Genomic DNA, 14,012 nt, shown 5'->3' with positions numbered 1-14,012 from the left:
CGTCGGCCCGTAGCCGTGAATGAGCACGGTTTCCGGCAACAGATCGGCAAACCGGGCAGCTGTAAGCGGGGAAAGAGCTTCCCCTCCGGCAAACATGCGTGTCAGTGTTCTGCCGAGGCGTGTTCTTGTTTCCGCAGGCTCTGTTTCCAGCGCGTCTAAAAAGCTGTTGACCATCGCCGGAATAAAATGCGCGGTCGTCACCTTTTCTGAGGCAAACGCTTCAATCATCCGCACAGGATCTTTCTCCCATCCGGCAGGAAGCAGATACACGGAAGCGCCGGACATCGTCCACCAAAACAATTGCCAGATGGAGGCGTCGAATGAAAAGGATGATTTCAGCACGATGATGTCCTCTTCCGTTAACGGGAACTGCCCTTGCATCCCTGATAAAAAGGCGGCAGCTTGACGGTGTTCAACAGCCACTCCCTTCGGTGTTCCCGTCGAACCGGACGTATAAATGATATAAGCGAGCGAATCAGCATCCGCTTCTTCAGAGACAGCCCCTGTCTCCGTCTCGCCTGTCAGAGCAGAAAGAGACACTTCTAGCGTCTCGCCGGAAAAACCGGAAAGGGATAACCCCGGCTGTGCAAGCAGGAGACAAGCGCCGCAGTCATCGAGCATATAGCGCAGCCTGTCCTCAGGATACTCAGGGTCAAGCGGCACGTAGGCGCCGCCCGCTTTTAACACGGCAAGCACTGAAACCACCATCTCCGGCGAGCGTTCGGCGAGTACGCCGACCATGCTTTCTTTGCGGACGCCTTTTTGGCGGAGCCAAACGGCCAGCCTGTCTGTGTACTGGTCAAGCTCGGCGTACGTCAGCATGCCGCCCGGAAAACGGAGCGCCGGACGATGCGGCGAAAGCGCGGCACGGCGGGCAAACAGCCCGTGAAGCGTCGGAGCCGGCGGTTCAACCGCTTCTGTACGGTTAAACGCATCCAGCATATTTCTGGCTTCACACGCATCCAGCAATGCGATCTCGGAGGCGCTCATTTCAGGGTCGGAAATGACTGACTTCATCATATGCCGTAAAAATGTTTCAATATTCTTCATAAAAACACGATCGTATATACCGGTATCAAAGTTTAAGCGGATATAAAGAGAACTTCCCGGAATCACCTTTATGCTGCATCCGTAGTTTGTGACTTCCTCCATCGTGAAATCTTCTACCGCAAAATCAAATGAACCGGCCTGACTCACATTTTCAATTTCACGCTGGGCCGGCACATTTTCAAACACGATAATGTGGTCAAACAGCGCTTGCTTCAAAGGGCTTTGCGCCTGAATGTCATACAGCGGATAATAGCTGTACGCTTCTGCTTGCAGCGTCTCCTGCTGCAAATGCCTGACGAGCTCCAGAAAAGAAAATGAACCGCTTTTCACCCGCACGGGAATCGTATTAATAAACAGTCCCACCATTTTTTCCACGCCTGCGAGATCCGACGGCCGGCCGGAAACGACTGAACCGAAAACGGCGTCATCACAGCGGCTGACACGCTGCAGCAAAATGCCCCACAGTGCCTGGAACACTGTATTCAGCGTTGCTCCCGCCCTTGCCGCAATGTTCTTCAGCTCATTTGTCTGCTCTTCAGAAATGGTGAAAACCGCCTGCTCAAGTTCGCCATTTGGTTCCGCGGATTTTTTCGGAAGAGACGCCGATTGCTCAAGATCGGCAAGTCTCGTTTTCCAAAAAATCTCGGCTTCTTTACGATCCTGCTTCATGAGCCATTTAATATACTTTCCATATGGCTGAACAGGCTCGAGAGACGGAAGCCGTCCGTCTCCGAGAGATTGATAGATCATCAGAAATTCCTTCATGACAATTCCGAAGCACCAGCCGTCCATGACGATATGATGATGGCTCCATATACAAACATAGCGTTCGGGCGCTTTTTTCAAAATGGAGACTCTCATGAGAGGGTCTGATTGCAAATCAAAGCCTTTATCTTTATCTTCTTTTCTGAACCGGTCGGCATATTTGTCTTGTGCCTTCTCGTCCAAATGAGAAATATCATGAAACTGAACGCGGCTCGGCCTGTTTTTCAACACGACTTGGCGGGGCTTCGCCACATTCTTATGAATAAATGTCGTACGGAAAATATCGTATCGTTCAAAAACAGCATCTAAACTTTTTTGGAATCGTTCCCGGTCAAGCTGTCCGTTGATCGTAAACACCGCTTGTTCGAAGTAGGCTCTTGAGTCATGATCCAACAGAGAATGAAAAAGCATGCCCTCCTGCATAAAAGATAAAGGATATATATCTTGTATTTCCGGTTGCTGCCCCATTGCGCCACTCCTTTTCTATAGTTTGTTGACGGCTCCCATAATGTCACTCAGATCTTCCAGCGTTAACTCCTCGTCACTGAAATCAGCGGCGCTCCATTCACGCTCCTCTTTGCCTGTGCAATGCGTGATGATCTGCTTGAGAAAGGCATGAAAATGTCCCGTCAAAACTTCAATCGTTTCTTTTTGATACTGAAAACGGTTGTACACAACATGCATGCTGAGACATTCCGACGATACGGAGCCGCTGATATCAAGTGTGTACGGACGTTCCCAGTCCGGGCTGATTTCATTTCCCGCTTTTACGGGAGAAACACCAAAGCCGCTGGAACGGATCTCCCTGTCAAACTGCCCCAGATAGTTAAAACTGATTTCAGGAGAATCAGATTCAGTCTCTTCCCAGAGTTTGCTTATATACTTCAGCACCCCGTATCCCGCTCCTTTATGCGGAATGCGGCGCATCATGTCTTTTGTCCGTTTAATGTGATAGCCGAGCCGCTCGCCGTCATCAGCCTGATCTTGAAAACTTGCGTCAACCAATACCGGATAAATTGACGTAAACCAGCCGATGGTTCTGCTGATATCAAGATGTTCCAAGTGCTCTTCCCTTCCGTGGCCTTCCATGCTGATTTTGAATGTCTCGTTTCCGGTCCATCTGTTCAGCGCAAGGCTTAACGCGGCAAGCAATAATTCGCCCGTCTCTGTTGTGTATGCTCTGTTTGCTTCCGTTAACAGCTGCTCAGTCTCCTGTTTTGTCAATGTAACGGTCATCACATCTGTATCTTTCAGAAGATTGGAAGAGGTGCGGGCATCTTTCGGAAGCGGTTTGACCGCCGCTTTTTCTCTTTCGGACCAGTAGTCTGCTTCCTGTAACAGCCGGCGGCTTTTTGCATAATCAGAGATTTGCTTCGCGTAAGTCTGATAGGAATCGGTTTTTGCCGGAAGCGCGGTTTCTTTTCCTTCGAGCGCCTGCCTGTAGCACGCGGTGAGATCCTCAAATAAAATCCGCCATGATACACCGTCAATGACAAGGTGATGAATGGAAAGCAGCAGATGATCGCCATCATTAGCGTGAAATAATCCGACAGCTACGAGCGGCCCCGTCTCCAGCCGAATGGAAGTTTGAATACGGGCGGCCGCCTGTTCGATTGCGGCGTGCTCCTCTTGTAATGACCCTTTCCCTCTCACGTCATACGTTTCAAACGTAAAGAGTTCTTCTTCAGAAAGGTTTTCCGCTCTGTTATATTGAATCACCGATCCGTTTTGCGTGCCGCATATCATCCGTAATGCGTCATGATGAACTGCAAGCTGTGCCAGCGCCTTTCTCATAGCAGATACATTGATTCTGTCCGCACTGCGGAGCATAACGGACTGATTAAAATGATCATGCGGCAATGATTGCGACAAGAACCAGTGCTGTATCGGCGTCAGCGGCACGTCTCCCGTGACGGGATCCTGATCAATCACGCGGCGGACTTTCCGGAGCCGCATCGATACTTCTCCCAGTGTCTGATGCTCGAACAGCTCGCGGACGGTCGTTTCATAGCCCTGCTGTTTCAGCCTCGCACATACTTGCAGCGCTTTAATCGAATCCCCGCCGAGATGGAAGAAATGAGCATTGGGACCGAGGCCTTCAACACCTAAGAGTTCTTCCCAAATGTCAGCCATCATTTCTTCAGTTTCATTTCTCAGGCTGATATCATCTCCAAGGCTATCATTTAATTCAGGCTGCGGGAGCGCCTTCTCGTCCAGCTTCCCATTCGCCGTCAAAGGCAGTTCATCAAGCTCTATCAAGCGGGCGGGAATCATATATTCCGGCAGAAAAGCTCTGAGAGAGGCCTGAATCTCTGCTTCTTTTATCTTTTCGTTTCCGTGTAAGACCGCGTAAGCGTAAATGGAGTGCTGACCGTGCTGATCAGCACGTGTGATCACGGCGGCCTCTTTCACGGAGGAAAGCTCTTGCAGGGCTGATTTAATTTCTCCCAGCTCAATTCTGTGGCCTCTGACTTTTACTTGCGCATCTTTTCGCCCGACATATTCCAGCTCGCCATTTGAGAGCCTTTTGGCGATATCGCCCGTCCGGTAGAGCCGCATGCCGTGCGGATTCGTGATGAAACGGGAGGCGGTTAAATCATCCCTGTTTACATACCCCCTCGCGACGCCTTCCCCGCCGATATAAAGCTCACCGGGAATTCCGATCGGCAGCGGATTCATATAAGCGTCCATGACAAAAGCATGAAGGGTTTCCAGCGGTCTGCCGATATTGCTTTTGTTTCTCTCAATATCATCCATATTCAGTTTTTTGCATGTGACGTGAACCGTGGTTTCCGTAATGCCGTACATATTAACAAGCTCCGTCTCCGGGTACTTCTCTTTCCAGCTTTTCAGCATGCCGGGCTGAAGCGCCTCTCCGCCGAAAACGACATATCGAAGCTTCAGCTTGTCCGTATGCCCGGCTTCTTCATGAATGAGTCCGGAAAAAGCCGTCGGCGTTTGGTTCAGCACCGTTACGCCTTCACTTTGCAGCAGCTGCCGGTACAAATGCGGATCACGGGCTGTGTCTTTCGGCACGATGACTACCTTTCCGCCGTATAAGAGCGCGCCGAATATTTCCCAGACAGAAAAATCAAAGCAATAGGAATGGAACAGCGTCCAGACGTCTTCAGAGCCGAAATCAAACGGCAGTCCTTTATGTGTGATAAGGCTGATGACATTGCGGTGTTCCGTCATAACGCCTTTCGGTTTTCCGGTTGTGCCCGATGTGTAAATCACGTAAGCCGGCTGTTCAGGCGTTATCATTTTTTTCGTTCTGTCTGCTGAAACGGATTCAGGCTTATCGATGTATAAAACCGGCAGTCCGTCCATTCCGGATATCCCAAGACCCGATTGCGTCAACAGAGCACGCGCGCCGCTGTCAGTCAGCATAAATGAAATCCGCTCGTCCGGATAGTCAGGATCAATCGGCAGATAAGCTCCTCCCGCTTTTAAAATACCGAGAATCCCAATCAGCATATCCGGAGATCGTTCGGTCATAATTCCGACAATCTGTCCGGAGCGGATGCCGTTTTCCGACAGCATATCGGCGATTCGATCCGCCTTTTCATTGAGCTCGCGGTAGGTGAGACGCTCATCAGACATGACGGCTGCAATTTGATCCGGCATTTTTTCCGCCTGTGCTTCAAATAAACTGACGATCGTTTCATGCCTCGGATACTCCGCCGTTTGATTTTCCGCTTGAAGAAGCATCTGCCGATCGTTTATGCCCAGCAAATGAATGTCAGACAGCTTCCGCTCATCATGCGATGCGATTTGTCCTAAAAGCTCTTTAAAATGACCGGCCCACCGTTCGATCGTACCTTTTTCAAACAACGCGGTACTGTATTCAAAATGAAAATCCAGTGAGCCATCCGGCCGTTCCTCGGTATGAAGCGTCAAGTCGAATTTTGAAATGTCATGTTTCACTGCATGTGAAGAAACGGCTAAGCCCGGAAGGTTCACTTCGAAATCATCACTGTTTTGCAAAACGAGCATGGCATCAAACAGCGGATTGCGATTGACTTCCCGGTGTGTATCAAGCTTTTGGGCAAGTTCTTCAAACGGGAAGTCCTGATGTTCGGCCGCGCCGAGGGCGAGCATTTTCACCTCTTCTAAATAAGCGCGGAATGTCTTATCCCCTTTCGGCCTGCTTCTCATTGCCACGGTATTTACAAACATGCCGATGACCCCGTCAAGCTCAGCGCGGCTTCTGCCGGCCGCAGGTGAACCGACGACAATGTCTTCCTGCCCGCTCAATTTAGAAAGGAACAAGGAGTAGCTTGCCAAAAGAATCATATACAGCGTCGAACCCGTCTCATCCATGAGCCGGCGTAAATTCTCCGCCGTTTCCTTTTGAAGGCGCGTTCGAACAACGGACCCGCTGAAATCAGGAAGCTGCGGGCGCTTTTTATCGAGCGGCAGATCAAGTACGGGAATGTTTTCCCCGATCGTCTCCAGCCAATAACGCTCATGTCTTTTGAATTCTTCAGCGGCAAACCGCTCATGTTGCCAGACGGAAAAATCTTTGTATTGGAGTTTTAACGGCCGCAACTCTTTTCCTCTGTATAAATCCGTCAATTCTTGAATCAGAACGCTCATTGACACACCGTCTGCGATAAGATGATGCATATCAAGCAGCAGAAAATGACGTTCTTCAGTGACTTTGGCTAAAGTCACTCTCAAAAGCGGCGCTTTTTCCACATCAAATGGTTTGACGAAAGTTTCCATCACCTCTTGAAGAAGGTTCCCGGATGGCATGTGAATCTCTGTGAGGTCAAGATCGACATGTGCATGTATGTGCTGCATCGGCTCCCCGTTTCGTAAAACAAATGATGTGCGTAACGCTTCATGCCTTTGTAACAGCGCTGAAAAGGCTTCGTGCAGACGATCCCGGTTGAGTCTGCCGCTCAGTTCCAGACAAGCGGGCATATGATAGCCCGTGCTGTCCGCCGCAAGCTGGTGAAGGGCATAGAGCCTTTTTTGTGCAAAAGATAGCGGGTACAAGTCCTTTGCCACAGCAGGCGTGATTTCTGCATATTCTCCTCTTTTCCTCTGTTCAAGGAAGCGGGCCATGCTCTCGATTGTCGGATGTTCAAAAACATGGCTGACGGCAAGTTCAATTTGCAGCCGTTTATGTATGTTTGAAACAAGCGACGCGGCTTTCAGCGACTGTCCGCCGATTTGGAAGAAATCATCTCTCATACTGATGTGTTCCCGTTTCAGCACTTCTTGCCAAATAGACAGCAGCTCAGTCTCAAGCATTGTGCGCGGAGCTTGATAATCACCGGTTCTCTCGGCTTCTTTCGGCTCAGGAAGTGCGGCCCGATCAAGTTTTCCGCTCACAGAAAGCGGCATCTCCGTTAATTTGGTAAAGCTTCCCGGTATCATATAAGCAGGTAATCTCCCGGCCAATTCGGCATGAGGGTCAAATGTCACACCCGCGTTTTCCAGTACGACATAAGCTGCAAGCTCCTGTTCCCCGTCCGCCGCTTTGCGCACGGTGACTGCCGCCTCTTTTACCCCGGACAGACTTCTGAGTGCCGTTTCGATTTCTCCTAATTCAATTCTGTAACCTCTTATCTTCACCTGATCGTCAAAGCGTCCCATATATTCAATCGTTCCATCCGGTAAAAATCGGGCTGCATCTCCCGTTCTGTACAGCCGTTCACCTTCACGAAACGGATGAGGGGTAAAGACTTTGTCCGTCAGCTCTTTTTGCTGAAAATATCCGTCCGCCAGACCTTTTCCGGAAATACACAGTTCACCGACGGCTCCGACCGGCTGCAGCCGATCTCCGTGCATCATATAGACAGAAGTGTTGGCGATCGGGCGTCCGATCGTAATCCGGCTGCTTTTTTGCAGATTACGCAGGATCGTCGTAGCCACACTGTTTTCCGTCGGACCGTATTCATTCAGCAGCTCGGCATTCGGGCATATGCCGCGGCTCGCTTCCACGATATCAGGAGTGGCCGCTTCCCCGGCAAATGTCACCGCCCGAAGCGTCTGCGCATCCTTTTTCGTCAGCGAATCAAGCAGAACGCGATACAGAGACGGAACGATCAGAAGATGGCTCACCCCGTGGCGGGCGATTTTCTGTTTTATTGAAAGGACGTCTTTCGCATCATCTTCATCAGTTAACAATACACAGGCGCCGGACAGAAGCGGAGTGAAAAGACTCGTTAATGACCCATCAAATACGTATGAAAAAAGATGAAGCGCTATGTCCCCTTCTGTCATCCCGTATTCTTCACGCCGCCATTGCAATGTATTGCTGATCGCTTTGTGTTGTACAAGCACCCCTTTCGGCCGGCCTGTCGTTCCGGAGGTGTAAATGACATACGCCCAATTTCCGCTGTCAGATACCGGCGGAAGCGGTGCAGTCTGCTGGGAAACCGTTTCCTCCATGATGACGACGCTGCCCTTAAAATGCGGCGGAATGAGGGGCAGCAGGTCTTTTTCAGTCACGAGCAGTGAGGCTTCACTGTCTCTCAGTAAAAATGAAATCCGTTCAGGCGGAAATTCCGCATCAATCGGCATATAGGCGCTGCCCGACTTCCAAATTCCGAGCAGAGCGGCAACCGTACTCATTGATCGGCGCAGCATAACAGCGGTGATCTGGTCGGGGCGTGCGCCTTTTTCCCTTAACGCATGCGCAATCTGATTCGCCCGCTGATTTAATTTCTTGTAGCTCCAGCTTACCCCGTTATATCTCAACGCCTCTTGATCAGGCGTTTTTGCCGCCTGTTCTTCAAACAGCCCATGAACGGTTGTCTCAGGGTACGGACGGTTCGTTTCGTTAAACGAATGAATCAGGGCTTCTTCCTCCGGAGGCACGAGACTGATGCTTGATAAAAGCCTGTCCGGATCTTCCGTTACACAGGAGATGACCTCCAGAATATGCCCTTTGATCCGTTTCATGTCTTCCCGATCGTAGATGCCCGCATTGTAGCTGAATTTCACATAAAACTCTTCTCCCGGAACGATGACGACGTTAAGATCGTAATTGGTTTCTTCCGCCATCGAAAAGTTTTCAAGTGAGAGCGCACTGCTTTCAGTTTGCTGCCAGCCGTTTACCGCAGCCTGCATTTGAACCGGATAATTTTCAAAGACAAGGATATGGTTCAAGAGATCTTTTTGCAGACCGCTCTCGTTTTGAATGTCATAAAGCGGATAATAGCTGTGCTCTTCCGCAGCAAGTGACTCTTTTTGCACCTTTTTGAGAAGAGAAGAAAAAGTCATATCACCAGCCGCGCGCACCCTTACCGGCACGGTATTGATAAACAGTCCGGCCATGGATTCGATGTCGGCGATAGCTGACGGCCTGCCGGAAACAACTGAACCGAATACCGCATCTTCAGTGCCGTTGTAACGATGGAGAAGCAGTCCCCAAATGCTCGTAAACAAAGTATTCAGCGTGACCCCGGTGCTTCGGGCAATGTCTGTCAGCTTTTGCACGGTTTCAGACTCAAGGAAAAATTGAAAATGCTCAGATGCATAACCGTTTTGCGCCGGCTTATTCTTCGTTTGCGGGACGGAAACGACATCTCCGTAATCTTCCAAGCAACGCGACCAGAACGCTGACGTTTCTTCTTTATTCCGGCTTCGGAGCCATTTGATATAAGAGCTGTAAGGAGCCGGACTGCCGAGGTTTACAGGCCGCCCGTTTCGGATCGCATAATACATGCTGAAGAAATCTTTCAGCACAATGCCCAAGCTCCAGCCGTCCATCATAATGTGATGATGAGTCCAAACGCATGTATGGCGGTTTTCTCCTGTTTGAAAAAGAGTCAGGCGCATTAAGGGGCCTTTTTGCAGATCGAACCCCTTATGCCGGTCGGTTTCCTTGAATTTGTCAATGATGCTTTGCTGCCGTTCTTCCGAATAGTCTGAAATGTTCTCAGTCTGTACGGCTGTGTCACGGCGTGAAAGGACAACCTGCTGCGGACCTTCAAGGTCAGGCACTTCTTTTATGAAAATCGTTCTGAAAATATCGTAGCGGCTGACAAGCATATCCAGACTTTTTTGGAATGTATCAAAGCATAAATCCCCGCTGACTGTAAACGAAATCTGCTCGACATATGCGTTTGATCCGGAATCCAGGAGCGAATGAAACAGCATGCCTTCCTGCATATATGATAAAGGGTAAATATCTTGAATTTCTGTCGCTTGTGTCACGAATGCCACACACCTTTTTATGAAATTAAAGTCCTTTTACGAGATCTTCAATGCTTGATAGTGCTTGAGCGGTCAATTCTGTATGGCTGTAATCCGTTAATGTTTTTTCCCGCTCTTTCTTGCCGGAACAGTGGGCGATGATGTCCTCGAGGTGAGTATGGAAACGATTCATGAAGAACTCGATTGCCCCCGGTGCAAATACATTTGTATAAACGGCTTTTACCTCCAGTTGCCCGGCCGCCACCATCGCGTTAATATCCAGATCAAACTCGCGGATGCGCCCGGCCGCTATATCATGCTGCGGCTTGAACGGTGACATCTTCAGCGTCCCCTCAAGACCGTCAAACGCACCGAGATAGTTAAAGCTTATTTCTGGGTCTTTATAAAGAATGTTTCGCGAATATCTCAGCAGTCCGTAGCCGGTTCCGTGATGAGGAACCCGTCTCATCATGTCTTTTACCGTCTTTATGCGGTGAGCGGTTTTTTCGCCTGAGCCGCCCGGCACTCTCATATCCAAAAGCACCGGGTAAACAGATGTAAACCATCCTACCGTTCTTGACATATCAATGTCAGGAATATGCCCCTGGCGCCCGTGCCCCTCAGTGCTGATAAGGATCTGTTCAGAACCCGTCCACTCATGAAGCGCCATTCCAAGCGCCGTTAAAAGCAATTCATGAACATCCGTTCCGTATGCCTGCTGTGTTTCCAACAGCAGCTGTTTCGTGACTTCGCTGCTTAATATCCACGATGCAGTGCGCGCGTTTTCCTGCAATCGTCCGGCGTTTTCATCAGTTATTTTCGGCAGCGGCGCTGTTTCACCAGACATCACGCTGTCCCAGTATGCGGCTTCCTCCAGCAATACTTTGCTCTTGGAAATGTCAAAAAGCTCTTCGGCATACTTTATATAAGAATCGCTTTTCGGCGGCAGTTCGATTTGTTTGCCTTCTAATGCCTGCTGATAAGCTGTCTGCAGATCTTCAAGCAATATCCTCCATGACACGCCGTCCACGATAAGATGATGAATCGTTATAAGAAGATGGTCGGCTTCCTTCTGCCGGAACACTCCGAGATGAAGCAGAGGGCCTTGATCAAGGCGCATAGCCTGCTGTATTTCTTTTTCCTCAGCGGCTATCCGTTTTTCGGGCTGCGTTTCTTCTGAAATATCTATGACGTTAAGCGTAAATATTTCTTCATGCTGCTTTGTGATTCCGCGATTATATTGAACGGCTTCCCCATGCTCATTTTCAGTGAAAGTCATTCGCAGCGCATCATGATGTTCTGTCAGCGCGCAAACCGCCTGGTACAGCGCATCTATTTGGAGGCTGTCTTCAGTGCACAGCATGACTGATTGGTTATAATGAAGCTCAAACGCACCCGGCTCCTCAAAAAATCTCTGCTGGATCGGTGTCAGCGGAGCGCTTCCTTCTATCGGCCCCTGATCAGCCGTTGCAACAGCCGGCGTGAGGTGCTTCGCGAGTTCTGCAATCGTCGGGAACTGAAACAAATCGCGGATCGACATGTTCCAGCCTTCTCCGGCGAGTCGGGCTGACACTTGAAGCGCCTTAATGGAATCTCCCCCAAGCTCAAAGAAAGAGTGATGAATTCCCGCTTTCTGAACATGAAGCACATCTTCCCAAATCCGGCATAACATCTCCTGTTTTTCATCGCCGGGCGCGACAAATGCCTGTGTTGAATGTATCTCTTCTGCCGGCAGTGCCGATTTATCAAGTTTGCCGTTCAGTGTCAGGGGCATGCTGTCTAAACCGATAATATGAGACGGCATCATATAAGCCGGGAGCTCCTGCATAAGAGACTGGCGAAGTGATGAGATATCGGCCTCTTTAGGAACGATGTATGCCGCTAATCGGGCTTGTCCTTCAGCATCTTTCATCACGGTAACTGCCGCTTCTTTGACTTGATCGTGTTTCAAAAGCACACTTTCTATTTCTCCCGTCTCAATTCTGTAGCCTCTGATCTTCACCTGCTTATCAATCCGCCCTTGAAAGCGAAGAGTTCCATCCGGCAGCCAGCAAGCCTGATCTCCGGTTCTGTAAAGCGTTTCTCCCGTTTGTAACGGATCACTGAATGCGCCCTCTGTCAGCTCAGGCTGTCCCCAATATCCTTTGGCGACGCCGGCGCCTCCGATATACAGCTCTCCGAAAACGCCGATCGGCTGGACCTGTTTGTCTTTGTTTAAGACGTACATTTGCACATTCGGAAGCGGAACACCGATCGGCACATCATCTTCCCGCGGCTCTTCGCTCATTTCGGCTTCATAATACGAAGAATCAATTGTCGCTTCTGTTACACCGTAGCTGTTAATAATTCGCATTTCTTTCCCAAAGCGTTCATGAAGCGTATAAAAATCCTGCGACTTGATCATATCTGAACCCAGTACCAGTACTTTTACACTTTGCAGCGCGAGCTTCCGGCGATATATATATTCCATAAACGAAACAATCAGCGCGGGTGTCGACTCCATAAACGTGATACGGTGCTGATCAATGAGCCGATAAAGCTGTTGTGGCTCAAGCCGGACGTCATCCGGACAAATGACAAGCGTTCCCCCGTTTAGCAGGGCGCGTGCAAGATCCCCTGAAAATACATCAAATGAGAAACTCGCCATCTGCAGCACTCTGACCGGTATAAGATCAAGCTCATAAATCCTGCGCCATGCAAGTGCTGCATGCGTAAAGCTGCGATTTCTGACTTCGACTCCCTTCGGCGTTCCCGTTGTTCCCGAAGTATATATGATATATGCAGTATCATCCGGTGACGCTGCCGGCTGAATATTCTTTGCACAAATATCGTATTGATCTTCATGATCAAGCTGAATGAGAAATAAATTGTTATCCGTCAGCTGTGAAGCAAGTTCTTTGTATTCTGACTGCACCATCAAGACGGATGCCGCGCTGTCTTTTAATAAATAGCGAATCCGTTCCTCGGGATAATGGGAGTCAACCGGTATATACGCCCCTCCCGATTTCATGACGGCAAGAACACTGACGATCGCTTCAATCGAACGGTTTGCCAATATAGCTGCTCTTTTTCCCGGACCGAATCCATTTTTGTGCAGTGTTCGCGCAAGCCGATTTGCCCGCTCATTAAGCTGCGAATAGCTGATCTGCTGTGCTCCTTCAATAACAGCGGTCTGATGAGGCGTTTCTTCTGCTTTCTCTTCAAACAACTGGTGCAACAGTTTGTGTTTTTCCATGAATTCGGTTTGTGTGTTATTAAACTCAATCAGTAACTTTTGTTTTTCTTCTTCATCCAAAATGTCAGCTTTCGATAGTATGACTTCCGGTTCGGCGGCAACATGGCGCAAGAGATTCAGTAAGTGGCCCATCCATCGTTCAATCGTTTCTTTCATAAAAAGCTCGGTGCTGAATTCCATTTCAAAGCGGATGTTTCCATCGGATTCAGCCGCTGATAAGGTCAGGTCAAAACTTGATACATCATGTTCGGTATGCTCTGATCGTGACGCCTTCAGACCGGCCAGATTTATCTCCTCTCGCTCCATATTCTGAAGAATAAACATCGCATCAAACAGCGGATTGCGGCTCATGTCCCGCTGCACGCCGAGCTGCTCCACAAGCTCTTCAAACGGGTAATCCTGATGCTCATACGCTTCAAGCGCCGCCTGGCGGACTTCCGCCAAGTAATCGGTAAACCGTTTGTCTCCTTTCGGCTCCGTTCTGATGGCCAGCGTGTTGACGAACATGCCGAGAATCGGTTCAAGGTCTTTGTGCGGACGCCCGGCAATTGGCGAGCCTACGATGATGTCTTCCTGCCCGCTCAATCGCGCGAGTAACGTATTGTACGCGGCGAGAAGCACCATATACAAAGTGGAGCCGTGATCCCGGGCGATGCGGTGAAGGCCGGATGCCGTTTCAGCGTCAAGCGTGCATGATACACTGCCGCCCGCAAAGCTTCTGACAGCCGGACGGGGCTTGTCAGCCGGAAGCTCAAGCACCGGAAGCTCTCCTTCTAGCCGCTTCAGCCAATACGCTTCCTGCTTCTGA

3 protein-coding genes are annotated in these 14,012 nt (G+C 49.8%); all 3 read right to left on the bottom strand.

The genetic code is table 11. The features are described from left to right. Positions 1 to 2,283, bottom strand: a 2,283-nt coding sequence (locus tag K3G25_RS20490) for a non-ribosomal peptide synthetase (RefSeq protein WP_232489504.1), incomplete at its 3' end; no start/stop codon positions are given. Between the two features lie 15 nt (positions 2,284 to 2,298). Beyond that, positions 2,299 to 9,990: a non-ribosomal peptide synthetase gene (locus K3G25_RS20485; RefSeq protein ID WP_173613826.1), complete on the bottom strand. Its 7,692-nt coding sequence runs from the start codon at positions 9,988 to 9,990 to the stop codon at positions 2,299 to 2,301. A gap of 25 nt (positions 9,991 to 10,015) precedes the next feature. After that, positions 10,016 to 14,012: non-ribosomal peptide synthetase (locus K3G25_RS20480; protein ID WP_232489503.1), on the bottom strand; the 3,997-nt coding region annotated here is incomplete at its 5' end.

Origin of the sequence: Bacillus sp. FCW2 (assembly GCF_021228595.1) — a bacterium.
Lineage (GTDB): Bacteria > Bacillota > Bacilli > Bacillales > Bacillaceae > Bacillus > Bacillus velezensis.
The sequence above is the reverse complement of the archived record's forward strand: the minus strand, read 5'-3'. Positions and strand labels throughout refer to the sequence as shown.